Origin of the sequence: Methylocella tundrae (assembly GCF_901905185.1) — a bacterium.
Lineage (GTDB): Bacteria > Pseudomonadota > Alphaproteobacteria > Rhizobiales > Beijerinckiaceae > Methylocapsa > Methylocapsa tundrae.
The window spans coordinates 13,934-38,759 of sequence record NZ_CABFMQ020000013.1; the positions used below are offsets into that span (position 1 = coordinate 13,934).

A 24,826-nucleotide genomic window follows, 5' to 3' on the forward strand; every position below is an offset into this window, starting at 1 on the left:
GGTCGCCGGAACAAGGAACGTTGCGGCGCGAGGTAAGCGTAGGCCGTGCCGGGTCACGACGGCGTCTCGGTTGCTGCAGGAGCGTGGGGCGGCGCGCGCGGCTGCATCCAGCGTTCAAAGGTCTTGATGATGCGCATGCGCCCGCCGCAGCAGGGACAAGGTGGGAGCCAATCGAGCGGTTCTGGCGCTTCGACAGGCTCTGGTGGCGCCGGCGCCACGGCAAGGAGACCGCGGGCGCGCGCTATATTGGCCTTCCGTGCGGAGCTGGCGAGCAAGCCGTAATGGCGGATGCGGTGGAAGCCATGTGGCCGGACATGGAGCAGGAAACGGCGGATGAACTCGTGTGGCGCGAGCGTCATCACGCGCTGCCGCTCCGGACCATCGCGGCGGTAGTCCTTGTAGCGGAAGGTGACGCCGGTCTCATCGTAGGCGATCAGACGCTGATTGGAGATGGCGACCAGGTGGGTGTAGCGCGAGAGATAGGCGAGCACAGCCTCGGGGCCGGTGAACGGCGCCTTGGCATAGACCACCCATCGCTTCTTCCTGACCGGCGCGAGGTGGCGCAGGAAGCGGCGCTTGTCGGTGAGATCGGCCAGGGCGCCGAAGAAGACGAGCTTGCCGGTCCTTGCGTCCGTTGCCCTGTTCGACCTGGATCCTCCCCGGCGCCGACCCGAGTAGTTGGCCGACTTCCTCGACGCTCAGCACCGCTGGCAACTTGCGCGGATAGCGCGCGAGGACCAGACGCCGCGACAGATCTGGCCGATCGAGCGTCACGGTGAAGAAGAAGCGCAGCGCCGAAACGGAGCAGTTGATGGTTGGCGGCTGCACGCCGCTTTCACGCTGGTGAACCTGAAACCGGCGAATATCCTCGGCCGTCGCGGTATCCGGCGCCTGTCCGAGGAAGGCGGCGAAGCTGCGCATAAAGCGAATATAGTCGCGCTGCGTATCCGATCGCAGGCTGCGCATCGCCATATCTTCGAGCATGCGCTGCCGCAGCGCGTTGACGGGGCGTTCGACAGATGAAACGGACATCGGAAGTTCCTTTCATGATGAAGGGAACTCCATGCTCAAGGCGCCGCCACGCCTCATCGCCTCAGGCGCTTCGCTGAAAGCTATGGAAGCACAGCCGACGAAGAACCGAGTAAGGGGCGCATGAATGCGCCCCCGCGGTCGCCGCCGCAAGGCTTTGTCGCTCCGCTCCCGGGCCGCCGCCCCGCGCACAAGCGCGGGGACCCCGGCCTGGGCCGGCCTTGCCCCGTCGACGGCGGAGGCGCTTTCGGTCCAGATATTCAGAAAGAAGATCTGAATCGAAAGGAAGCAGAAAGTGCCCGACGCAAGCCGCCCTCTTCGGACCGAACAAGATCTCGCCGCTGCGACCACTATTACGCTCGCACGCGAACAGCGCGAGGCTCTCTCGAGCTTACTCGTCAACGCCATCATGGACACCGGCAGCAATCGCCTGGCGGCGCTCTACAGGACGATTCTGACCGAAGCGTCCCAGCTCATCCCTTCAACCATCGAAATCACGGACGAAATGGCTCTCGCCGGAGCCAGGAAGCTTGCCTCAACTCTGGGGATGGACTGGCTGACCAACCATTTTTCACGCGAACGCATGGATTGTTTCCCAATGCCGAAATTCACCATCGAGACAACCTATCGCACGCCCTACTATCGCCATCGCACTTATGACGCGCCAACAGCCGAGGAAGCCTGCCGGCGCGCCGTCGACGACGACGACAATGAGGGCGAACTGCCCGACTATGAGACGACCGGCGATACCTACGTCACCGGCATCTGGATCGGCGAAGACGCGGCTTACAAAGGCGCCGCGTTGCCGGTTTCATCCGAATTCTATGAACGCGTCCAACGGAAAGCCGAGCACTTCGACGCTCTCGCGACTCTCCTGACCGAGGCGGCGCAGGCCATGGGTCTTTCCCGCGTAGATTTCGCCCTCTGGCTGCCGCGCGCCCAAGCGGCGCTCGCCAAGGCGGACGCTATTCGCGCCGGCGCGCCCGACCCGGCGCCAGCCCCGCCAAGCCCAGATCTGGACGCGGAAACAGGAGAGAAAAACAAGATGAAAAACGTATAGGCGCCGCTACCGCATTCCCGCCCGCCGGGGCAAGGGGCCGGTCGGCGAGCCGCTGCGCTGGTCTCGCCTTTCCCGCTTCGCGCCCTTGCCCCCGCGAACCGGGATGCGGGGCGTTGGGAACTGTTCCAGCCATTCACAGAAAAAAGGACAGTCCCCATGACAAAACTCAAGCGGAGAACCAACGCCGGCCGACACGACAGCTATCAGGAATTGACCGACAAGATCGTCGCCGCGCTCGAAGCCGGCGTGAAGCCCTGGCGGCGTCCCTGGGATCCCAACAAGGCCGGCGGACCCTCGGCGCCGATGAACGCCGCTACCGGCCGCCGCTACCGAGGCATCAACACATTCGTTCTCGGCATTTCTCCGCTCGCCTTCGCGAGCCAGGATCCCAGATGGTGCAGCTACAAGCAGGCGGCTGAACGCGGGTGGCAAGTCCGCCGCGGTGAGACCTCGACAAAAATATTCTTCTACAAGCAACACGAGGTCAAAGACCCGACTTCGCCCGAGGGCGACGACGCCTCGGTCAAGCGCATCCCTTTGATGCGCTCCTTCAGCGTCTTTCACGCCTCTCAGATCGAAGGCATCCCCGAATTCACGCCACCCGGCGCGCCGAAGACCCTTCCCGAGCGGATCGAAGACGCCGAGATCATCTTGAAGAATAGCGGCGTTATAATTCGCCTCGGCGGCGACAGGGCCTTCTTCTGCCCCGCGACAGACCATATTCAATTGCCGCCGGATCACGCCTTTGCTTCGCCAGAAGAGCGCGCCTCGAGCGCCTTGCACGAATTGGCTCACGCGAGCGGCGCGGCCCACAGATTAGCAAGAGATCTCACCGGTAAATATGGCTCCGCTCTCTACAGTATCGAAGAATTAAAAGCCGAGCTCGCCAGCGTCTTCATCGGCAATGAGATCGGCTTGCCTTCGGATATTCCAAATCATGCGAGCTATATTAGCTCGTGGATCGGACTCTTGAAAGACGATAGACGCGCGATCTTTCGCGCCGCCGCAGATGCGCAGAAAATCGCCGATTATCTCCTTGGCTTTCATCCAGCATTCCGGGCCGATGCGCCCGAAGAGACCGGCGAAAACGATGACGAGGACGATCATGCCACAAGCATCGCCGCGTGAGGCGTCCATGGCGAATGGCAGTCCCACCAAAACCCCAGATCGCCGCTTAACACCCGAGCAAATGTCAGCTCTGCGGGACTTCGCGAAACGAAACGGACGCCGCTGGAAATCGCGCTTGTGCGACCTTTGGCAGAGCGGACGCGACGCTTGCGAACCCGAAGGACCGCTGCTCCGCCAGCTTCGCAACGCGGTCGGCCCATACGGTCTCTACCGTCTGAAGGCGCCTGGCGTAGTCCGCAGCCCATGAATGAGAGCATCTAAGCCGGGGCTTTGAGAAGGCGCCGAGCTTCGATCGCTCCAACGCTGCCCCCGCCGAACTCGATGCGCCAACCGCTGCAGCCGCATGTGGCGCAGACGATGCAGGAGATCCGTCAAAACACGGCGGGGGAATGCGGCGCTTACCCAGAATCTTGACAGGGTGCGTTCAAAAACAACACGAAAGCAAACCCCAATGATCACTATCCAGTCGATCGTCCCGCCGGCGACCTGCGGCGCCGCGACGCCGTCAATCTCCAGCTTCGACTTCAACCGCGCCCATCGCGAGGGATAAACCCTTTCCGATTTAGGCGCGGCCAGGGACAGCTCGTCGCGCGTCGAACTGCGCAAGCTCGATAAGCCCCCGTCAGCTTTCCTGGCTTTCGGCAGGACAAAGACGCGTGGGCGCATGTCGTTGCGCGGGCCAGAGAAGGCTCCCTTCTGCACCGTCAGGCGCTGGATTTCGTCGACGCCCGCGAAAGGCTCGCAATCGCAACCTTTCACGGTCCGTGGTGAGCCGGGCTTGCCGCGCGAGCATCACGAAGCCACCCCCGCACGCAAGGCGATTCCGCACAAAATCAATACATAGGACGGCTCGGAGACGCCGATCTCCCGCATCCGCTCACGCGAACCCCAACGCCTGGATCGAGTGATCACGCCGGCCAACCCGCCGGCGGTCCGCGGCGCGCATCTCTTTTCGATGCGCCTATCGAAACCAGCGCCGGCATTCGCGCGGCGCGGCGCCACACTCATCCCATTCGCAACCATCGAAGGAAAACATGGAGCAACCACCATGATGATCGAAATCGAACCCATGACAAACATCACGCTCGCCGGCCTCTACGCGCGCCGAAAGCAAATTCGGGGCCGCCTGATGCAGCCGCAGTCAGCGGCGCTTCCGATGATCAATTTCCGTTCGCCTGCGCTTGCGGCACATCGGACATCGATCGCGACCTCAGCGAGCGCGCAGGCCGTCGACGTCACCGAGTCTTCCGCGGAGGCTCCTCCCGCGGCGTCTATCGCTGACCCGCCGACCCGCGACGCGCCCAGCGCCCGCGACATCGTCAGAGCAGTCGCCGCCTTCCACGGCATCTCGACGCAAGAACTCGTTTCGCGAAGCCGGCTCAGAAGAGCCGTCACGCCTCGGCAAATTGCGCATTTCCTCGCCAAAACCCTGATGCGCAAGTCGTTGCCGGAAATCGGCCGGCTCATCGGCGGCCGTGACCATACGACCGTGCTTCATTCCATTCGAAAGATAGACGCCCGCCGCGCGAGGGACCCGGCTCTCGCGGCCGAGATCGAACAATTGATCCTGCAATTATCCAGCGACGAAAGAGGCGATCGCCGCGAACAGGACGCGACTTCCGATCCCGCCATCGAAAACCGGATTCAAGAAAACCAGCCGGAACACAGCTGAGAAAAGAGAAGCCGTGCCACGGCGCCCCGCCAGCCGCAAAGGGTGGGTCGGAACGGCCGCTCCGCTGGGCCGCCCCGATCCCGGCGCAAACGCCGCCTTTGCGCCCGGCGAACCGCCGCCGGCCTTCGACAAAGGTCTTCAGCAAGAAGACAAAAGGAGACCTCACTGAAAACGTCCCTGGCAACTGTCGCGCTCGGACTCTGCGTCGGCGCGGCGCTTTTCGAGACAAGCGCGGCCGCCCCGCTCAAATCGCCACTGATGCCTCTCACCGAGGATATGAAGCGCGTCCTCGCTTACAACGAACGGGACGAGCCCGCCTACACGCCGCGCCTTCGGCCGAAGACGGCCCGGCTTCATAAACGCAAGCTGAAGAAGCACGTGCGGCATCTTCACGCCAACCGCCTGATAAAGCGCAAGGCTTCGACGCTGGCCCGCGCAGCCGAGCCGCTTGCACAATTCTCACGATCGGACAGCTGGTTTCCCAGACACCCCTTTGAGGGCCCCTACGCTGGCTTCGCGGCGGGCGCCCAAAGAGCGCCGGGATCGAATGACACGCGCCCCTTTGGCGTCATCCCTCCATTCAGGTCAATTTCCCGGCGCGCGACATCGTTCGGGCCGGGCTTCTGGGGCTTCGCCGGGTTCAACTTTCCCGTCGGCATCGCCGTCGCCGGCTTCGAAGGCGACGCGGGGGTCTCCAACCCCTACGGAAGCCTCGCCGACGTCAACGGTTCACTCCGCGCCCGCCTCGGCGTCGCCACCCCGGAGGGCCTGATGATCTACGCAACGAGCGGCCCCATGATCGGGAGCTTCGCCAAACTCAACCAAGGCTACCACGCGGTCGAGGCGGGCTGGACCACCGGCGGCGGCGTCGAAGTCTTTGTCGCGCCCGATCTGTCCCTCCGGTTTGAATATCTGCACGGCCAGGGCGTCAACGGGCGCTTCAATACGACGACGATCCGAAGCGGGGTCGCCGTCAAATTCTAACTTGAACCACGTTCGAGAACGGCCGGGCGAACCGATCCAACGGACCCTGCCGCTCTTTCCCAGCCGATTTCGCGCCTCTCGCGCCGTTCGCCTTTGTGACGGGCGCCGCCGCGCGCCGCGCGCGCTTTCCGGCAACGGCGCGATCGCCTGGGCTAGAACACGGGCGCCGCGACCGCTGCGAACTTCCACCGGGTCGGGCCTTCTTGAGGCTGGCCGCGATTCAATTTCCTCCCAGGAAAGGATTACGACCATGACGAATGTAACCGCCATTTCGTCGCGCGCGGCAAAAGTCGCGACAAAAGCCCCGCCCAAGCCACGATCGCGCAGACCCGCAACAACCCGCTCGCCGGCGCCCCCACGGACGCAACGGCTTTGCGCGGCCGCCGTCCTCGCCGTCGCGCTTGTCCTGACCTGCCTGTCGCTCACGCATCTCGCCGAAGGCACGCGCCTTGTCACGGGCTGCGACGCGCCATCGGCGTTCGCCATGGCGGTTGGCATCGATTTGAGTTTTATCGTGATCGAGATCAGCATTCTCAATGCGGCCAATCGCACACGACAGGACGTCGCGCGCTTCGCGGTCCCGGCCATTATCGGCACGCTGATCCTGAGCGCCGCGATGAATGCGCTTTCCTTCAGCAAACATTCGCAGGGACTCATGATCTATCCCGCGATCTGCCTTGGCCTCGCCATTCCGGCGCTGATTTACTGCCTGACGCGAACCGGCGCGGCGCTCTGGCGCATCGAAAAATAATTCTGGCCACCGACATCAAGCCCGCCCTGCGCTCAAAGCCCCCCTGACAGGATTATTCAGGGCGCCGCAACGATAGCTTCCACAGCGCGACGCCAAGCCGTGCGTCCCGGTTTCTCTTCGAAAAATTAAGAGAAGGAGGCAGACAAAATCAGTCCCACAGACGACCGCTCGCCGGCAAAGGGCGGGTCCGCACGGCCGCTTCGCTGGGCCGCGCGGATCCCGGCGCCTGACGCCCTTCGCGTTGTCGCGAAGGGGCCCGTCAGCGCCGCCTTTGCGCCGACCGGACGGCCTGTGGATGGGCCTGAACATCTTCACGAAGAAGACAAATGGAGGCCCAAATGACGATCCATCATCATACGCTCGGCAATCCGCCGATCGGTGCGAAGACAAACCCCCTCGACCCCCTCGACGCCTTGGATCACGAAGCAGCTCAAAGGGATGGCTGGACAATCTCCGATTGCGGCGTTTACAGCGACGGATCGCGCCGCGTCGAGCTGCAGAAGCTTGACGATCCGCCGCCTGGATCCCCCGCTTTCACTGAAGATCGCGACGCCTGGCTTCATGTCGTGCAACAGGCCCGGACCGGCTCTGTCTTCCACAACCATGCGCTGCAGCTCATAGACCGCCGCGAAAGGCTCGCCATCGAAGCGCACTGCGGAACCTGGTGACCATATGGGAAGACACGTCCACCAAATCGGATTGACGCAGGCCGCTCCACAACCCGCGATCCCGGACCTGTCGCCGCAGGCTCCGGATTACCTTGGAACCTGGAGTTGGCGCAGCCGCGCCCGCGGCGAGACCGCGCAGGCCTGGGCGCGGCGCGTCGAATGGCAAGAAACCGAGGTCAGAAACCGCGCCGCCGCGTGGCTCCACAAGGGCCAAAAAGTTCGCATCGTCCACGATCCGTTTCCGATCGGCCAGAGCCTCACGCATCGCGTCGGCATCATCCACAAACGCTGCAGAAAATGCTTCTCCGATTACGTCTACGTCTACGTCTGCTTCGAAGCTGAGGAAGGCGAGCCGGAGACCAAAGTGCGGATGCTCGGCCTCGAGTGTCTTGCGCCCCTCGATTGAGATCCGGCCGCACGAAATCCGTCAAATCCCGACTGCAGGGAGCTTCATTTCACAGGAAATACGCCCATGAGCGAAAACTTTATTCACCGCGTCATAAGAGAACGCGACGAGGCTCATCAACAACTCAGGCAGGTTCGCCACATGCTTCGCGACATTGAGCACTACCTGACCAGCACGAAATTCACCAACTCGCCCGACGATGATTACGTCCATGTCCGCACCGACATCTTGCCCAAGATCGCAGCCGTGCGGTTCGCCGCAATAGACTGACGACACGCGGCGCGCCCACCGTGACCTAGCCCGCCGGCGCGGGCGTCCCTCTTCCCGACATGCGCACAAGGCCGCTGACGGCGACCCTCGTGGAGGGACGCGCCGTTCCCTCATGCAGGCGGCGATCCAAAAGATCGCCTGCCGAGCCGCCGGCATCATCATTCCATGAACCCAGGGGAAACCACGATGGGATGGCTGTTCCACAACGACATGCTTCAAAGCCAGACTCCGGCCGAATACATCGCAGAACAATACTCACGGGAAACCGACGTCTATAAGGCCAACGTCCTCGCGACCGCGACCGTCGGCGGAACCATCTATGCCGCGATCCGCAACGAATTCAAAGGCGCCACCGCCGCGTATGTCTTTTGTGGCGTTTTCCTGTTCAAGAACAACAAGAGGGACGGCTTCGGCTACAAGAGCAGCGACGAGGCCATGGGTCCCTGCGAGGTCGATTGTCCCGACCGCATCATGCGCCTGCTTTCGCCCGTCGAGGACATTCCCGACCCCGGCTATGCGGCGGAATGGCGCGCGAATGTCACCGCCGCGAAGAGCCGCCGGCTGGCGGCCCGCAAGCAAGCCGCGAGCTTCAGGCAGGGCGACACGATACGTCTCCGGCATCCAGCTCAATTCGGCAAAACCGGCATCTCCGCCGACGCCTTCACATTCATTGAATATCGCAAGCGAACGCCGGTCTTCGCGCCTCTGTCGCACCCGCATTTCCTGTGTCGCCTATCGCGGGCCACGCTGGCGACCGCCGTCATCGAACGGCGGGCGACATGAACGATTATCTCATCTGGTTCCGCACCCACGCTCATCCCAATGGACTACCAGGCATCTCAATTCGACCGGCGCCGTCGACAAACCCCGACGACGTCGCGCATCTCGACCAGCGCGAGTCCGCGTTGGTTACCGCGATTCTCAGTCCCTCCGCCGATAATGGAGCGCTTGAATACATCCTCCTGCGCCAGCAGGTCCTCCGGGCCTTCTATCGCCGGGCCGGCGAGCGAAGCGGCCTGTAGAGATCGAGAAAATCTAATCTTCAAAGGAGCAGGCCAGTGAGCGACCAACGACTGTTCAACTGTTGCGCCGGCGGCGTCGCGCCGGACTGGAGCCTGTTCGAATGGCTGGAAACGGGCGGCTGCGCCAGCGAGACGGACGAGACGACCGGCGCAATCTGGACGAACGGCGGAATCGAGGATGCCGAGGCGCAATTCTGGACCGTCTACGGCCGTCTCAAGGAGGGCGGCTGCGAGGCGATCACCGACTGCCCGACCCGCGCCGAGGTCGACGCTGTCGCCACCGAATTGTCGAGGCTGTCCGGCCTCCCCGTCGTTTAAGCCGCGCCCCCGCGACGGAGCCGAAAGCCGCCATGCGCGACAACCCGCCCGCCTGAGGAACCAAACCGAAAAAGGAAAAAGACAAGGCTTTGTCAGCCGTCGCCGCGCCGCGCAAGGGTCGGGCCGGGCGCAAGGGCGCCCTTGCCCGCCGCGACGCCGGCTGACGCGGCGGAAGAGCATTGAAGAAATCTCTTCTTCAAGACGCTCGCAAAGGAGAACGCCGCCATGGCGATCGAATATGGCAAATCCGGCAAGATCGTCGCAAAGCGCTTCACGCTCGAGGAAATCGAACAGGCCTCCGAAAACATGACCGGCTTTTGCCGCGCCTGCGGCGAAGAGGCCGCGTGCTGCGAGCCCGACGCCCGCAACTACAAATGCGAGGCCTGCGGCGCCCGTCAGATGTTCGGCGCCGAGGAGCTGTTTCTCATGGGCGCCGTCAAGGCCTGAAGGACGCCCCGAACAGCCAGCCCCCCCATTTCCTCGACACGGGATCACGCACATGCACGACCCCTAACGGCCACCACCAGCTCATGCATATTTATCGCCTCTCCCCCGATGGCGAAAAAAGCGAGCCTGTCTGTCTCGACCAGACGCAATCCAAACTTCTGAACGCCTGCCTCCGTCAGCTCGCCCAGAACACTTCGATTACCTGGGCCAATGCCCGGCAAGCCGTTCTGCGCGGCTTCTACGCCACGCTGATCCCCTCCTCGCGTTCGACCTAATCGCGGGCGTCTCACGCGACCAGGCCGGGTCTAGCCGGCCGTAACGCTCGCCCGACCCCTCCTTCCGATCTCACGCCGAACACTGGCCGCCTCCAACGCGCCAGCGATTCCGCTTGTTCAAAAGGCCACGACATGAAACCCAAGAGCGCGCAATTCACCCTCCCCTTTCTCGACACGACGAGCATCAGTGGCGGCGGGTTTGATCTTTATTCCGGCTTTGGCGCGCCGGCCCCCACGCCCGCCGTCTCAGGCGACGAGGAAATCGACCGCGACAAATCCGCGGCGAGCAATGAGGCCACCCGATCGCCCGCGCAGGACTTCCGTCTCGCCGGCGACCGCAAGCTCGCCGCCGGATGGAAAGCGCGCGCAGCCGACAATCTCGCCGCGATCCGTCTGGCGCAAACCATCGAAGACGAGAACCGCAACGCGACGCCGGAGGAACAGGATGTCCTCGCCCGCTTCACCGCCTTCGGCGCCACCGAACTCGCCAACAATCTCTTCCGGCGCGCCGGCGAAAACTTCCCAGTCGGCTGGGACGAACTCGGCAACCAGCTCGAGCAGCTGGTTTCGCGCGAAGACCTCGCCAGCCTCGCCCGCGCCACCCAATACGCGCATTTCACGCCGGAATTCGTGGTGCGCGCCATCTGGAAGGGATTGCTGCGCATGGGGATCGCCGGCGGGCGCGTCCTCGAGCCCGGCTGCGGAACCGGCCTCTTCTTCGCGCTCATGCCGCGAGCCCTCGCCGGCAAGGTCGCGCTGACCGGCATCGAGATGGACGCGACGACCGCGCGCATCGCGCGGCTCCTCTATCCAAACGCCCTCATTCGCCACGAGGATTTCACCAAGGCCCGCCTGCCGGACCTATACGATCTCGTCCTCGGCAATCCGCCCTTCAGCGACCGCACCGTTCGCGGCGACGATCCGGCCGGCCAGCTCCGCCTCTCGCTGCATGATTATTTCATCGCGCGCGCGATCGAGCGTCTGAGGCCCGGCGGCCTCACCGCCTTCGTCACCAGCCGCTGGACCATGGACAAGAGCGACCCGAGGGCGCGCGCCCACATCGCCGCCATGGCAGACCTCGTCGGCGCGATCCGCCTGCCGCAGGGAAGCATGAACGCGAGCGCCGGAACCGATGTCGTCGTCGACATTCTGTTCCTGCAGAAACGCGACGCCGATCAACCCGCCGCCGGCCCCGCCTGGACGTCTCTGGCCGAGGCCGTCCCCACTGAGGACGGCGAAGAGGCGCTCGCGATCAACCGCTATTTTCTCGACCACCCGGAGATGGTCCTCGGCGACCATGCCCGCGTTTCCAGCCCTTTCGGCCCCGCCTACAGCTGCCGGCCGATTGCCGGGACGAGCCTCGACGAGAAGCTGCGCGCGGCGATCGCGCGCCTGCCGCGCGACATTCACAAGCCGGCCGCCAAAGGCGAGGCGCTTTTCCTCGATCGCGCCGCGATCCGCGTCGGCGCCGCCGCCGACGGCGCGACGATCAAGGAAGGCAGCTATCTCGTCATCGACAACCATCTCGTTCAGATCATCGACGGCGCGCCGCGGCCCGTCGCGGTCCGGCATGGCAAGGGAACCCAGGGCATCCCGGCCAAACATGCACGGCTCATCCGCGGCCTTATCGCCGTCCGCGACGCCACCCGCGCGATCCTGCGCGCCCAGGAGGCCGACGAGCCCTGGGGGCCGGCCCAGACCCGTCTGCGCGTCGCCTACGCCTCCTTCGTGCGCGACTTCGGGCCGATCAATCTGACCACCATCGTCGAGATGACCAACCCCGAGACGGGCATCGCCAAGGAGACGATCCGCCGCCCGAACCTGCAACCCTTCCTCGACGATCCGGACCACTGCCTCATCGCATCGATCGAAGATTACGACATCGAAACCGGAAAAGCGAAGCAAGGCCCGATCTTCACCGAACGCGTGCTGCACCCGCCCGTCACGCCGCTGATCGAAAGCGCGGCCGACGCACTCGCCGTCACGCTGCATGACGTCGGATTCGTCGATCTCGACCGCGTCGCCGAGCTGCTCGGCCGCTCGCGGGACGAAACGATCGCGGAGCTCGGCGAGCGCATCTTCCTCGATCCCCAGCTGACAGTCGAAGGCATCGAGACCTGGCAAACCGCCGACGCCTATCTCTCAGGGCCGATCCGCACCAAACTCGCCGCCGCCATCGGCGCGGCCGCCCTTGACCCGCGCTATCGTCGCAATGTCGAGACCTTGCAAAAGGTTCTGCCCGAGGATCTGAAGCCCTCGGACATCAGCGCGCGCCTCGGCGCGCCCTGGATCCCCGCCGACGCCATCGCGGCCTTTTGCGCGGAAGTCCTCGGCGTTGCGACCTATATCCGTCACACGGTCGAAATCGCGTCCTGGAGCATCGACGTCAACGCATTCGCCCGCGCGCCGGCGTCGACCTCGGCGTGGGGCACGGAACGCCGCCACGCCGGCCTTCTCCTCAGCGACGCGCTCAATTCGACGCTACCGCAGATCTATGATGTTTTCGTCGAAGACGGCGTCGAAAAACGCGTCCTCAACGCCGCCGATACCGAGGCCGCGAAGGATAAGCTCGCGAAAATCAAGGCGGCTTTCGAGGCCTGGATCTGGACCGACGCCGACCGGACCGACCGCCTCGCCCGCATCTACAATGATCGCTTCAACAATCTCGTCCCGCGTCACTTTGACGGCGGCCATCTGCAGCTTCCCGGCGCCAGCAGTGTCATCAAGCTCTACCCCCACCAGAAGCGGGTCATCTGGCGCATCGTCAGCGCCGGCGGAACCTATATCGCGCACGCCGTCGGCGCCGGCAAGACGTTTAGCATCGCCGCGGCGATCATGGAGCAGAAGCGGCTCGGCCTCGTCACCAAAGCTATGATGGTCGTGCCCGGACATTGCCTCGCCCAGGCAAGCCGGGAATTCCTGCTTCTCTATCCGAACGCAAGGATCCTGGTCGCCGACGAGACCAATTTCGTCAAGGAAAAACGCCAGCGTTTTCTCGCGCGCGCGGCGACGGCGACCTGGGATTGCATCATCGTCACCCATGCCGCCTTCAAATTCATTCCGACGCCGACCGCGTTCGAGCGCAGCCTGATTCAGAAGCAGATCAATTCCTACAGGGACCTCCTCGAAAAAGTTGACAGCGACGATCGCATTTCCAGAAAGCGCATCGAGCGCATGAAGGAAGGCCTCGAAGCCTCGCTCGACGCGCTGCAGAGCCGCAAGGACGATCTTCTGACCATCAGCGAAATGGGCGTCGACCAGCTGATCGTCGACGAGATGCAGGAATTCAGGAAATTGTCCTTCGCCACCAATATGTCGACGCTGAAAGGCATCGATCCCGAAGGCTCGCAACGCGCCTGGGACCTCTTCGTCAAAGCCCGCTTCATCGACGCCGAGAAGAACCCCGGACGCGCCCTCATCCCCGCCTCGGGCACGCCGATCACCAATACGCTGGGCGAACTCTTCACCCTGCAGCGCTTCATGCAGTCGGACGCGCTGGAGGAACGCGGCATTCAGGAATTCGACGCCTGGGCCGCGACCTTCGGCGATGCGCGCACGGAACTGGAGCTACAGCCCTCCGGCCTCTACAAGCCGGTCACGCGATTTTGCGAATTCGTCAATGTCCCCGATCTCATGGCGATCTATCGCATGGTCGCCGACGTCGTCCTGCAGTCAGACCTTCGCCAATATCTCCGCCTGCCCGCCATCAAAACCGGCAAACGCCAGATCGTCACGGCCGCGCCGAGCCGCGCCTTCAAGGCCTATCAGCGGCATCTGGCGAAACGGATCGACAGGATCCAGAACCGCTCCGGCCGGCCGAAAAAGGGCGACGATATTCTGCTCAGCGTCATCGGCGACGGCCGCCACGCCGCGATCGACCTGCGTTTCGTCCTCCCCGACTATGACGACGAGCCGGAGAACAAGCTCAACGCCCTGATCGACAACGTCCACCGCATCTGGCGCGAAACCTCCCACCGGCGCTATACGCGACCCGACGGCATCCCTTACGCCCTGCCCGGCGCGGCGCAGATGATTTTCTCCGATCTCGGCACGCTCAACGTCGAGGCGACGCGCGGCTTTTCCGCCTACCGCTGGATCAAGACGCGGCTGATCGAACGCGGCGTTCCCGCCAGCCAGATCGCCTTCATGCAGGATTGCAAAAAATCCAGCGCGAAGCAAAAGCTCTTCAACGACGTCAATGGCGGAGCGGTCCGCATCCTTATCGGCTCGTCGGAAACCATGGGCACGGGCGTCAACGCCCAGCGCCGCCTGATCGCCTTGCACCACCTCGACGTGCCCTGGCTGCCATCGCAGATCGCCCAACGCGAAGGCCGGATCGAGCGCCAGGGCAATGAGAATGACGAGATCGAACTTTGCGCCTACGCGACGAGGGGCAGCGTCGACGCCACCGGCTGGCAGATGCTCGAAAGAAAGGCCCGCTTCATCGACATGGCGATGTCGGGCGATCGAAGCGTCCGCCGGCTCGAGGACGCCGGCAATCAGGTCAACCAGTTCGCGATGGCGAAGGCCATCGCTTCGGGCGATCCGCGCCTGATGCAGAAAGCCGGTCTCGAAGCGGAGATCGCGCGGCTCGAACGTCTGCGCGCCGCGCATTTCGACGATCAGCACGCCTTGCGCCGCAAGCTCAGCTCCGCCGAGGGCGCGCTCGCTCACGCCGAACGCCGCATCGCGCAAATCCAACTCGACCTCGCGCAACGCAAACCGACCGCCGGCGACGCCTTCGCGATGCAGGTCGAAGGCAAGACATTCTCCGAACGCAAACAGACCGGCGCCGCACTCCTCGCAGCGGTCCGCCAACATCAGTTCCAGGGCATCGCCGGCGCGTGGACCCTCGCTGCTATCGGCGGTTTCGAAATCGACCTCGCCCTCTCCGCCTCTCATAATCGGCAAACGCGCCTGGAGATGACGATGCGGCGCAACGGCCCAGCCGCGGAGATCGAATTCGACGACGAACTCACCGCCCTCGGCCTCATCGCCCGGCTTGAATACATGCTCACCCGCTTCGAGGCCGAGCTGGCGCAATATAAGCGCGCCGCCGCCGACAACGCGAACTGGATTCCCGCCTACCGCGAACGCCTCGGCGAGAAGTTCGCTTTCGAGGACGAGTTGACCGACAAGCGCGCGGAAATCGACGCTCTCGAGGCCTCGCTCGCCGCGACCGCCGCCGATTCAGGCGACGAAGAAGATCTCCTCGATCTCGACCTCACCCTCGACTGATCACGCCCGGATCGACCTGCACGCAAGTCGAAGATCTCCCGCGTCTCTCCCCCAGCCCTATCCCGCTCGACCGAAAGGATCACAACGATGATTCCCGCCGCGATCGTCCGTTCGCTCACAAGTCCGAGGCTCGAAGCCGGCGCCTTCACGCCGACCAAATGGAACTCAGCCGAAGACAAGGCCATGTTCGGAAACTCATTGCTGAAGTTCCTCGCCAACGACTTCCCGAGAAACGCTTTTACAAAACGCCTCTATCAGCGCCTCTCGAATACATTCGGCCACATAGCCAATTACGACCTGACAGGATTCTTCTCGACCTTCTTCGAGGATACAGCCGGCAAGATCGATTTTCTTCAACAGACCTTGCAATGGCCCTGCTGGGGCGACCCTGAGTACACCTATTGCGATGTCGAGCGCGTCGTCCAGACCCGCCTTCGCCGATCCGGCGAACCGAATGCGCCACGCTCGATCGCCTGAAAGCCAAATACGAACCCTCGTCGGCGCCGACGGAGGCCGGCGCGCCAGCCCGGCCTCTGAGACAGGCCGATCTCTTCGATCCCTGCGCGCGATAGGCGCGCCGATCGCCAGCCCGCCCCGCCGCGGCCGATTTAACGCATCGCATTCGCGCGGGCGCCGCGCACGCTTCCCGGGAGCGCTTCGTCAATCCTCAGGCAAAAGGAACCGCCATGCTGCAAATCGTCCGCCGTCCCTCCCCGGTCGCCGCGACGCGACCGCTCAACGCGCGGATCTGGGAACGCGACCCGCACGACTACTACACCGAAGAGCGCTGGTGTTCATCGCGTCTCTTCGAAGACGTACTGTTCGAGGGCTCGATCTACGATCCCGCCTGCGGGTCGGGACGGATCGTGCACAGCGCACGCGTCGCCGGCTACAAGGCCTATGGTTCGGACATCATAAGGCGATCCCCCCTCTGCCACGAGATCTTCGACTTTCGCGACCCATGGCCCCGCGGCCGCCCCAGGCCACAAAACATCGTTTGCAACCCGCCTTTCACGATCGCCGAACTTTTCGTCGATCTCGCGCTCGAGCGCTGCCGCCACAAGGTCGCGATGCTTCTGCCGCATGCCTGGCTGACCGGCGACGAACATTCGAGATGGCTTGAATACAAGCCCCTGCGCCAGGTTCTCGTGATGACGCCTCGTCCGTCGATGCCGCCCGGGCGGGTCATCGAGGCGGGCCATAAAGCCGAAGGCGGAAAACAGGACTTCGACTGGTTCATTTTTGAGCCAGGCTACCACGGAGTTGCGGAGGTCGGCTGGCTCCGACGAAACCCTTAAGCGCGTCCCCGTTCGCGAGAGCCTTGCGCCGCCAGCGCCGGCATGGGGCTGCCAAACAAAAGGCACGCAGCACAGGCGTCCGCCCGCCGCAAAGGGCGGGTCCGCCCGGCCGCTGCGCTGGACCGGCCGGATCCCGGCGCAAGCGCCGCCTTTGCCCCGATCGGACGCCCGCGCTCCCGCGATCCGGTCTTCAGGAAGAAGACGAAGAAATCAGCACAAGGACCAAACCCAATGGAATTGCGAACGGTCGATCCACGGAGCCTCAAGCCCAACCCGAACAATCCCCGCAAGGTGGCCGCCCCTGACGGCGCCGACGACGCCCTGATGGCGAGCATCAGGGCTGTCGGACTCCTTCAGCCCCCCGTCGTCCGCCAAAAGGGCGCCGATCTCGAAATCATCTATGGCGACCGCAGAACCCGCGCCGTCATCCGGCTCGACATCGCGGAGATCAATGTTCTCGTCCTTGGTGAAAACGACCGCCTGGACGACTCCGCGCCCGGCGAAGACGCCGCGGACCGGCTCCGGTCCTTGTCCGAAAACATCGTTCGCGCCCCAATGAACACCGTCGACCTCTGGCGCGCCATCGAAGCGCTGACCGCGCAGCACTGGACCGAGGACGCCATCGCTCTCGCGCTCGCCACGCCGATCAAACAGATCAGAAAACTCCGGCTTCTCGCCAATATCCACCCCGCCATCCTCGATCAGATTGCCGCCGGCGACATGCCGAAAGAAGATCATCTGCGCACGATCGCCGCCGCGACCGGCGAAGAGCAGACATCCGTCTGGAAAAAGCTCAAGCCCAAAAAAGGCCAGACAGCAAGTTGGTGGGAGATCGCGCGCGCGCTCGAAAAGCGCCGCATCTACGCCCGCGTGGCGAAATTCGGCCCCGACGAAGAGCAGGCCTTCGGCGTCGTCTGGGAAGAGGACCTCTTTACCCAGGGCAACGAGGATTCCCGCTACACGACGCAGGTCGACGCCTTCCTCGCCGCCCAGCAGGCCTGGCTGGAGGCCCATCTTCCGAAAAACGGAGTCCTGCTGCCCTCCGATGACTACGGCCAACCGAAGCTTCCGCCCAAGGCGGAACGCATCTGGACCAAACCACGGAAGAGCGACCTTGTCGGCTGCAGCGTCAACTTGCGCGACGGATCGATTGTCGAGATCGCATTCCGCCAGCCGAAACCCGAGCCAAAGAAAGGGTCATCCGCCGCGGCCGACGCCGAAAACGACGACATCGCCCCCGCCCCCAAAACGCGGCCCGACCTCACCCAGAAAGGCAGCGCGATCGTCGGCGAACTGCGCACCGCCGCGCTCGGAAAGGCGCTTCTCGACAACCCGATCGACGACGTCACGCTCATCGGCCTTCTCGTCCTCGGCTTCAGCGCAACGAATGTCAGCCTCAGAACCGGCGACGGCTATTCATCCGACGACCGCAAGAAAATCGTGCAGCGCCTCACCGAAGGCGGCCGTCTCACTCAGGATCTCGACGTCCTTCGCCGCGCCGCGCGCGAAACGCTCGCCAGCTTCCTCGCCTTGAACCCTGGCGGAATGTCCGACAGCGGCATCGTCGCGCGCTTCGCCGGCGACGCGATCGGCGCCGACCAGCATCTTCCCAATATGGCCACCGAGGAATTCCTCAGTTGCCTCTCCAAATCCGCAATCGAAAAGGCCGCCGCGAGCATCGGCGTCCTGCCGCGCCCCCGCGCCAAGGAGACGCGCGCGGCGCTCATCGCGCAGGTCGGCGAAGGGGACTTCATCCACCCGGCCGCCCTCTTCAAGCCGACCGAGGCGGAGCTCGCGAGCCATCAGGACTCGCTGCGCTCGCACCAATGGGCCGACGACGAAACCGATGAAACGGACGGCGTGGCGCCGACGCACGACGGCGACGAAGACGCGCCTGAAAGCGCCCAGGGCGACGACGGCGACCTCGGCCCGGACGCTTCCGAAGACGAAGACGACGCCTGCAACGTTCGCGACGATGACGAGGACGATCAGGATGCAATCGACAACCCCTCGTCGCCGCATGCCTTCGAGGAAGACGCCGCCGGCTTCGACGCCACGGAAGAAGACCCCGACGAAAACGCGCATCTCGAGACGTCGGCCGCCCGCGCCCCCTCCAGGCGTCCCCGCAAGACGCGCGCCGGCGCTGATCGCCAGCTCAGCGACGCCTGACCCGCCGTCATCCGAACCAACGGCGCGTCCGCTCCAGCCCGGGCGCGCCGCATCTCCAGCGACAGAAAGGAATCAACATGATCGACATCGAACGATTGGCTTCCGGACTCGCCGACAATCTTCTCCACGCCTCCGAAAGCCCAACCGACGCCAAAAGCCTCATCGAGGACGCGTTTCGCCGAGGGCTTCATCTCGGCCTTTCAGTCCGCCCCCGCAACGCTTTTCGCTCCTCTTCGAAACAGTTGCGGGAGCCGAAGGATGCCGAGCCATGGACGACGACGCACTGAGACGCCTCATCGCCGCGCGCCGGGCCAACGCCCAGCGCATCGAGACCGAAATCATCATCGCCTGCGAGCGCGCCGCCTGCGGCAGCCGCCACAAACGCAACCGGCCCTCAGACTGGAATGACGCCGCCTGGCGGCGCTACCTCCTCGCCGCGCAGGCCTCAAGCCGGTTCGACGGCTCCCTCAGTCGAATCTACGCGGACATCGACGCCCTCGAACGGCTCGCCAGGCAACGCCGAACGCCTCCCCACAATTCACACGCGATAGCAAAGGATCTCCCATGCCAAGATTTCGCATCCTCCTCGTCGAAGAACACGTCCTCAGCGACAGCGCCGAATTCTTCATCGATTCCGACACGCCGGGCGGCGCCGCCACTGCCCTGATCAAGGCCCGCCAGGCGGGCCTCGACGAGGACACCGACACCGTCCATCTTCCCGATGGCCAGCGCGCGCAGATTACGCCGCAAAACATCGTCGCAACCCGCCTCTTCTGCGTTCACCTCGACGAAAACGGCGATCAAATCGGAACGATAGAACCGGACGATCCAGCGCTTCGCGCCAAGAGGGCGCCGCAACCATCTTCCGCCCTCGTCTCCACTAAAAACGACGAGCATCCACGATGGCTCTACGATCCAACAGATTGGGGAGGCGCCTATTCGTGGCGCGACAGGTGGCTGCTGACCCAAGCGGCCGACTTATCCCTCGGCGAACTTCGCGAATTCGCGAGCCTCGTCGACGGCCCGCCCATCTACGCCGCGCGCCTCCCCATCGCCTTCGACGAGGACGGCCTTCCTGACGAAACTCAGGTCGATTGGTTTCGCTCCAGAAGCGAAGCCCAGACGGCCCTCGCTCTCGCCTGGGGAAAATCTCCCAATCCCGAATACGCCGTCCCGGCGTTTTCGCCTTGGGGACCGATCGAGACGCTGCGCTTCATCGCGCCGGGCATCTACACCGTCTCAACGCCAAGTCATGGCGGCATTCATCTTTCGCCAACGCTCAACGCCGATATGCCGGACGACATGCGCTCGGCGAACGGCTGGTACGAAGAAGACTGCAAATGGTCGCTTGTCGCGCTGAAATATCCAGCGCCGTTCCAGGCCCAGACCGGCGTCGACCCGCGCCAGCCCTCAAAAACCGCCTATGAATTCGCGCTCGAATGCGCCCGCCATTGGTATCCAGATATCTTTGTGCGCTTTGTTCAAGACCAACAAGCGAGGCAAGAGTAACAGACAACCCCGTCGCAATGCGCATTCTGGCGGCTTTCGGCTGGACCGAAGAGACCGCTTATGCCGACTGGGACACGATGCTTGCGCATCTGCCCCGCCGCCCAAGGCGGGGTTCCATGCCGAAGCCCAACCGCCCCAAGACACGCCTTCGCGATAGAAAAGCTCATTCGCGACAAATCCATCAAACCCCACGCCGAAATATTCACCGACAAATGAATTAATCTATCGGTAAATCTGAGGTGAACATTCCTTCCTCTCGTTAAAGGAGACATCGATGAATCGCCAATATCGCGCACCCTCCCGCCGCCAAGGTGGAGACAACCCTTATGGCGTCGGCGTGATTTCAGTCGGCTCGACCTATTACCTCCAGGAAGACCATTATTGGCGCGACCGTTTCCGAGGCCGCCCCCTGCTTCGAAATCCCTGGATCGTCGAAGCATTCTTGAACGGCATAATGGGGGCCGCCCGTAGAAACTCGACGACCGGAAAATGGGAAAGCCGCTTCATCAGCGGTCGTTCCGACATGGCGATCGTCCGTTCGCTCCGCGAAGGCCGCCGGAAGACTATTGCGGTCCGCATCCTGATTCTTCACGATGATCATGATCTGTACAGCGAGCCAACGACCTACCCCAGCTTGCCAACACCCCGGTGCCGCCCAAAGGCCATCACGTCAGAACCGCCGACTCGAACACGTAGTCCTCAGCCCGCACTACCGCTGACCGCGACCTTATAAACTTCACTCGGCCTTTTCAGACCCTTCATCAGCCTCCTGCGATTCCACGCAGCGAAGCCTCACGCTTCCCTTCCCCTTCAGGCTCCCGACCCATGCCGACCGCGCTTCATAAAGCGCACCTCCCGGCGCCGGCTCGGGCGCCATCGCAGCCTTCAGCACAGGCAACCTTCCGCCTCCTTGTTCGGTTACGCCCGCACCCGCAATACTAACGGCTGCGATCGCACCGCCCAACGCTGCCGCACTCAAGCACATCCTTGCGACAGAGCCCGTTAATCTCGCGCCAATGCGGATGGCCCAGACGAACCCACGCGCAGTCCTCGACCACGCACCTCTTTTCAGCATCGAAACCTCCAGATGATACGAGGACATCCTCGCTCACCCAGAGCCTGATAGACCGTCACGCGAATGCGAAATCTCCTTTCCTCCCCGTTCACGAAAGTCGCTCAACGGATTGCCTCTTAGGCCACCAGCTGCGCCCCCAAAAGGAACTGATCTCGATCGACCCCAGACACACGACTTTGCCAATAGTTATTCCCATTCTCCAACTTTCGGCGAACTGAAAGTCCCTTTACGAACGCGCGCTTCCGACCTTATCCAAAGACATTCCAGCAAGCATTTCTCTAGCCAAAACGAAAACGGCGGCCCACTGGCCGCCGTCCAACAACATTGCTATCGTACCATGTGCGATTATTCTATCCAAAAACTGATGTTGCCACTCTCCAGTTGAAGCGGCGTACATTTGGCGTTTGGCTTTGCCGAATTGTGGTAAGGGACAATCAAATCCTGCGCGATCCATCCAGGAACACCTTTTTGCCCCCACAAAACCCGAACAAATCCATTGACCTTATTTAATGGCCATTCTGCAATCACAAGATTCATCTGATACCCTATCCGCTCCGACCCTTCCGTTGGCGCACGATAAACAGGAGGCTCATCCGGCCCCCCAGGCGACTTCGGCAACCTTCCAGAAGCGACCCACTCGCTATACGTTTGCTCATGCTTCAGACTCATGCAAACATAACCGTCCAGCGGCTTTCCCGATGCACCTGCGGACGCTCCCCCAGACCAAATACACAGAAAGCATCCAACAACGCCCAAGAATCGTTTATTCCAATTCATTTTCTTTCTCCGTTATTACAGGTCACGCCCCAGCCGTCTGATAGGCTGCCGCTCCGATCTTATTTGCGTATGTTTGACGCCATTGGCTCACCGTAGTTGATGCGGTGATGCCGTTTGCCGCCATTTGCGATGGCGTTAATTGTACGATGCTTTCAAGGCTCTGATTAGGCTGCGCGTTTGCTATTTGCGCCCCTAGCCCCGCGCCAAACTGATAATACCCGCGAAGGTCTACATTCGTTGGGCTGGCGTCGCCCGCGGCTTGCAACGCCTGCACGCCGTCCGCGAGATATTGCGCGGCGGCATAAGCCTCGTTGGTCGGATCCATCTTTCCGGCAAGACTTGTATCCACCGATATGCCCGGATTGTTCGCAGCGAACTGATCGATCATCGCCTGATAGGTCGAATTGATCATCTGAAATTCGCCCGACGCCGAACTCCCTGATGCCGCCCCGACGTTCTGACAATTGCTTTCCGCCATGCAGGTCGCCGCTAGTGCTTCCGGCGTTATTCCCGTCGCAGCCGCCGCAGCCTGAATAAAATCCTGCTGCGCGACCTGCGTCAGGGTCGCATTTGCTGGCAATGTCGTTCCGCCGCTACCGGTGGAACCGCTCCCACCCGTATCTCCCGTCGTCCCCGTCCCCCCAACATCCGTCGAAGACCCCGACGGAAAGGAAAAATTCGGAGCCCCGACCTCGGGATATTTCGGAACCACCTGCACGGGCAAACCTGACGGAATAACAACCTGCGTTTGCGCGTGAGCCGAACAGCACAACCCCGTCAGCGCCAATGCGATCGCACCCAAACGGAAACGCTCGCCAGAAGGCCTTAACAAGGCCCCCACTTGATCCCCGTTCTTCGTCCTCCCACCGCTCCCGGCCAGAAAGACCCCTATCAATTCTCGCGACATAAGACCTCCTCCAATAAGAGAGGTCCTCAGCGTCGCGAGCCGCGGCGCGAATGCGAAATCCAATTTCCACCGGATCGGCCCTTTCAACTCACGCTTTGGCGCGCGCACCGCCCGACCCGCGCGCCCCTTAGCGCCCGGTCTCAGAGTTCGTCTCAGCTGCGAGGGCCTGTCGGCAATGCACCTCTCCGGGCAGGGCTCGGGAGATGCCGACAGATGGGCGCCAGGGCCTTCGGCGCCATTTGGGCGCGCGGGACGCGGCGAGCGGAAGGTGCGGCCGCTCGTCGCACCGCCCCGCCTGAATATGCCCTTGGGTCGCGGCAGCCGATTCGCCTCTCCAGGCGAGACCGGGCAGGCCCTGACAAGTGCGCGCAGGGCCGCATGAGGCTCTCGCAATGTTGACCTCCTTCGCTCGAAGGTCTCCATCGTTGCGAGCTCCCGCGCAAACGCAAAACGCCTTGGCCCAAAAAATAGCCAAGGCGTTTATTGCCGGCTGCAGCTCTTACTTTTCGCCGACGGACCCAAGCCGCCGATCCCCACTGCCGAAGAAAAGAGAATTGGCCTCTTCTTCAAGATTGAATGGACGCCATGCCTCCCCCGCCTTCGCCAGCCGGATCGCGCGCGCAGCGCCGAAGGCTGCGTCAGATGCGGCATGGGCCTCGATCAGAAGCCGCGCCGCCTCGTTCGCCCGCAGCGTCGACTCATCTTCAAGCGGCAGCAGCCAGTACCCGCCCCGCGACTGCGCGTTGACGAAACGCTCCGCCGCATCATCGGAGCGAACGGCGGCGCTCGCCGCTTCACGGCACGCCGCCACGGCCCGTTCGACCAGCGGCTTCAGGAGTTCGCCCAGCGCCGCGTTCCGTTCCGCGACCGTCTCCGGCCACTGACAAATGCGGATGCGTTCCGCCATTTCACAATCGGCGTCATGGCGAATGTCGAGCGGCGCCTCCTCAAGGCCAAAGGCCTCGGCAACCAGGCTCACCTCGCGTGAATCCGGCGCAATGTCGTAAAGCAGATCAAGCGACGGCTTCGCCCTCTGCTCGACCGGAAACCTCACGACATTCGTCGTCCCGGGCATTAGTGCGATACGCATGCGAGCCTCCTTCGAACAAACAATGAACAGATAACAGAAGCGGCGGCGCAATGCAAGCATAACGCATTGATTATAAACACCCTTCCAGTCCGACCCGGCATTCGCTAAAAAATCGCGGCGCTTTTTCCCGTTCACACCCTTTGAGGCCAGTCGGGCAAGGCGAATCGTTGCTATCGCCGATCGGCGTCTTTCGCCTGTCGCAGCATGGAGGCGAATGCGCCTCGTTGCAGCGGCGACGTCTGGTCCCGCCGGCGCGCCTGCGAAGCTCGAAATCGGCAGGAGGCCGGAGCCTTCGACCGCGCGCCTCGCCGCCAGAGCCGGCCTCCGCCGTCCTCGGCGATTAGTTTCCCGGCAGGCGCCTCGGTCTGTGGCAGGCAGGCGAGCCCGCGGGCCATCACGGCGAGAGGCGCGCGTTCTCCCTTGCCGTCAAAGGCGCGCCCTTGCGCTCCCCGTCGTAATCGTCGCTGGCGGCGGCCGGCGCGCATCCCGGTCTCCGCTTTCCCGGTCGGCAGCCGGCGGCCGGGCGTCGCGATCAATCGCCTTGCGCGCGGGCGTGCCGCCGCCTCTCCGTCGAGCCATCGAAGAGAGCTGCGGGCAAAACCAATTCAGGAACCCCGTGGCCGCCCGAAATCATGCACGAGCAGGAACGGATGCGCCCCTGGCGGTTTTGGCTTCGGTCCAGAGAGAGAGCGCCCAGCCCTCGGATGCAAGGAACGGTTGCTCATTGGCGCCG

At 63.3% G+C, this 24,826-nt stretch carries 24 protein-coding genes and 2 pseudogenes; 21 read left to right on the forward strand and 5 right to left on the reverse strand.

The genetic code is table 11. The features are described 5' to 3' along the window. Positions 1-53 precede the first annotated feature (53 nt). Positions 54-626 (reverse strand): annotated as a pseudogene (locus MPC4_RS03045) (IS91 family transposase); the annotation flags it as partial. A gap of 190 nt (positions 627-816) precedes the next feature. Then, a pseudogene (locus tag MPC4_RS21085) lies at positions 817-1,032 on the reverse strand (phage integrase N-terminal SAM-like domain-containing protein); the annotation flags it as partial. 292 nt (positions 1,033-1,324) lie between these two features. Between MPC4_RS21085 and MPC4_RS21565 the strand changes: the two are divergent. From MPC4_RS21565 to MPC4_RS03155, 21 genes are all read left to right on the forward strand, one after another. After that, the gene (locus MPC4_RS21565) at positions 1,325-2,089 is read left to right on the forward strand and encodes a hypothetical protein (protein ID WP_342343602.1); all 765 of its coding nucleotides are present in this window, start codon (positions 1,325-1,327) and stop codon (positions 2,087-2,089) included. Positions 2,090-2,245: 156 nt separating this feature from the next. Further along, a complete protein-coding gene (locus MPC4_RS03060; RefSeq protein WP_174511221.1) occupies positions 2,246-3,217 on the forward strand; it encodes an ArdC family protein in 972 nt (323 codons plus the stop codon). Positions 3,218-4,265: 1,048 nt separating this feature from the next. Continuing rightward, positions 4,266-4,889, forward strand: coding sequence for a helix-turn-helix domain-containing protein (locus MPC4_RS03065; protein ID WP_244628818.1), 624 nt, complete (start codon positions 4,266-4,268; stop codon positions 4,887-4,889). Positions 4,890-5,147: 258 nt separating this feature from the next. Continuing rightward, positions 5,148-5,873, forward strand: a complete 726-nt coding sequence (locus MPC4_RS03070) for an outer membrane protein (RefSeq protein WP_174511222.1) — start codon at positions 5,148-5,150, stop codon at positions 5,871-5,873. A gap of 250 nt (positions 5,874-6,123) precedes the next feature. Then, complete coding sequence (locus tag MPC4_RS03075; RefSeq protein ID WP_174511223.1) at positions 6,124-6,624, forward strand: hypothetical protein; 501 nt, start codon at positions 6,124-6,126, stop codon at positions 6,622-6,624. Between the two features lie 338 nt (positions 6,625-6,962). Next, complete coding sequence (locus tag MPC4_RS03080; protein ID WP_174511224.1) at positions 6,963-7,292, forward strand: hypothetical protein; 330 nt, start codon at positions 6,963-6,965, stop codon at positions 7,290-7,292. A 4-nt stretch (positions 7,293-7,296) separates the two neighbouring features. Continuing rightward, positions 7,297-7,698, forward strand: coding sequence for a hypothetical protein (locus MPC4_RS03085; RefSeq protein ID WP_174511225.1), 402 nt, complete (start codon positions 7,297-7,299; stop codon positions 7,696-7,698). Between the two features lie 66 nt (positions 7,699-7,764). Beyond that, complete coding sequence (locus tag MPC4_RS03090; protein WP_174511226.1) at positions 7,765-7,968, forward strand: hypothetical protein; 204 nt, start codon at positions 7,765-7,767, stop codon at positions 7,966-7,968. A gap of 165 nt (positions 7,969-8,133) precedes the next feature. After that, positions 8,134-8,751 (forward strand): DUF6927 domain-containing protein, encoded by a 618-nt coding sequence (locus tag MPC4_RS03095; RefSeq protein ID WP_174511227.1) that lies wholly within the window; start codon positions 8,134-8,136, stop codon positions 8,749-8,751. After that, positions 8,748-8,990 carry a hypothetical protein gene (locus tag MPC4_RS03100; RefSeq protein ID WP_174511228.1) on the forward strand — a complete coding sequence of 81 codons (243 nt, stop codon included), beginning with the start codon at positions 8,748-8,750 and terminating at the stop codon, positions 8,988-8,990. The genes MPC4_RS03095 and MPC4_RS03100 overlap by 4 nt, the downstream gene beginning before the upstream one ends. A gap of 36 nt (positions 8,991-9,026) precedes the next feature. After that, positions 9,027-9,308 carry a hypothetical protein gene (locus MPC4_RS03105; RefSeq protein WP_174511229.1) on the forward strand — a complete coding sequence of 94 codons (282 nt, stop codon included), beginning with the start codon at positions 9,027-9,029 and terminating at the stop codon, positions 9,306-9,308. A gap of 225 nt (positions 9,309-9,533) precedes the next feature. Then, positions 9,534-9,755, forward strand: coding sequence for a hypothetical protein (locus MPC4_RS03110; RefSeq protein ID WP_174511230.1), 222 nt, complete (start codon positions 9,534-9,536; stop codon positions 9,753-9,755). 83 nt (positions 9,756-9,838) lie between these two features. Further along, complete coding sequence (locus tag MPC4_RS03115) at positions 9,839-10,030, forward strand: hypothetical protein (protein WP_174511231.1); 192 nt, start codon at positions 9,839-9,841, stop codon at positions 10,028-10,030. 132 nt (positions 10,031-10,162) lie between these two features. After that, entirely contained in the window at positions 10,163-15,268 is a 5,106-nt protein-coding gene (locus tag MPC4_RS03120) for a methyltransferase (protein WP_174511232.1), read from the forward strand. Between the two features lie 87 nt (positions 15,269-15,355). After that, entirely contained in the window at positions 15,356-15,745 is a 390-nt protein-coding gene (locus MPC4_RS03125) for a hypothetical protein (protein ID WP_174511233.1), read from the forward strand. A 209-nt stretch (positions 15,746-15,954) separates the two neighbouring features. After that, the gene (locus tag MPC4_RS03130; protein ID WP_174511234.1) at positions 15,955-16,566 is read left to right on the forward strand and encodes a hypothetical protein; all 612 of its coding nucleotides are present in this window, start codon (positions 15,955-15,957) and stop codon (positions 16,564-16,566) included. Positions 16,567-16,797: 231 nt separating this feature from the next. Then, a complete protein-coding gene (locus tag MPC4_RS03135) occupies positions 16,798-18,735 on the forward strand; it encodes a ParB N-terminal domain-containing protein (RefSeq protein ID WP_174511235.1) in 1,938 nt (645 codons plus the stop codon). Positions 18,736-18,812: 77 nt separating this feature from the next. Beyond that, positions 18,813-19,022 (forward strand): hypothetical protein, encoded by a 210-nt coding sequence (locus MPC4_RS03140; protein WP_174511236.1) that lies wholly within the window; start codon positions 18,813-18,815, stop codon positions 19,020-19,022. After that, entirely contained in the window at positions 19,004-19,402 is a 399-nt protein-coding gene (locus MPC4_RS03145; RefSeq protein WP_174511237.1) for a hypothetical protein, read from the forward strand. The genes MPC4_RS03140 and MPC4_RS03145 overlap by 19 nt, the downstream gene beginning before the upstream one ends. Continuing rightward, complete coding sequence (locus tag MPC4_RS03150) at positions 19,300-20,244, forward strand: DUF7007 domain-containing protein (protein ID WP_174511238.1); 945 nt, start codon at positions 19,300-19,302, stop codon at positions 20,242-20,244. Before MPC4_RS03145 ends, MPC4_RS03150 begins: the two co-directional genes overlap by 103 nt. A gap of 274 nt (positions 20,245-20,518) precedes the next feature. Continuing rightward, positions 20,519-20,977 (forward strand): hypothetical protein, encoded by a 459-nt coding sequence (locus MPC4_RS03155; RefSeq protein WP_174511239.1) that lies wholly within the window; start codon positions 20,519-20,521, stop codon positions 20,975-20,977. 687 nt (positions 20,978-21,664) lie between these two features. Here the strand turns inward: MPC4_RS03155 and MPC4_RS03160 are convergent. From MPC4_RS03160 to MPC4_RS03170, 3 genes are all read right to left on the reverse strand, one after another. After that, positions 21,665-22,096: a hypothetical protein gene (locus MPC4_RS03160; protein ID WP_174511240.1), complete on the reverse strand. Its 432-nt coding sequence runs from the start codon at positions 22,094-22,096 to the stop codon at positions 21,665-21,667. Positions 22,097-22,118: 22 nt separating this feature from the next. Beyond that, positions 22,119-23,066 (reverse strand): hypothetical protein, encoded by a 948-nt coding sequence (locus MPC4_RS20865; RefSeq protein ID WP_210253584.1) that lies wholly within the window; start codon positions 23,064-23,066, stop codon positions 22,119-22,121. Between the two features lie 436 nt (positions 23,067-23,502). After that, positions 23,503-24,093 carry a hypothetical protein gene (locus MPC4_RS03170; protein ID WP_174511242.1) on the reverse strand — a complete coding sequence of 197 codons (591 nt, stop codon included), beginning with the start codon at positions 24,091-24,093 and terminating at the stop codon, positions 23,503-23,505. Positions 24,094-24,826 lie beyond the last annotated feature (733 nt).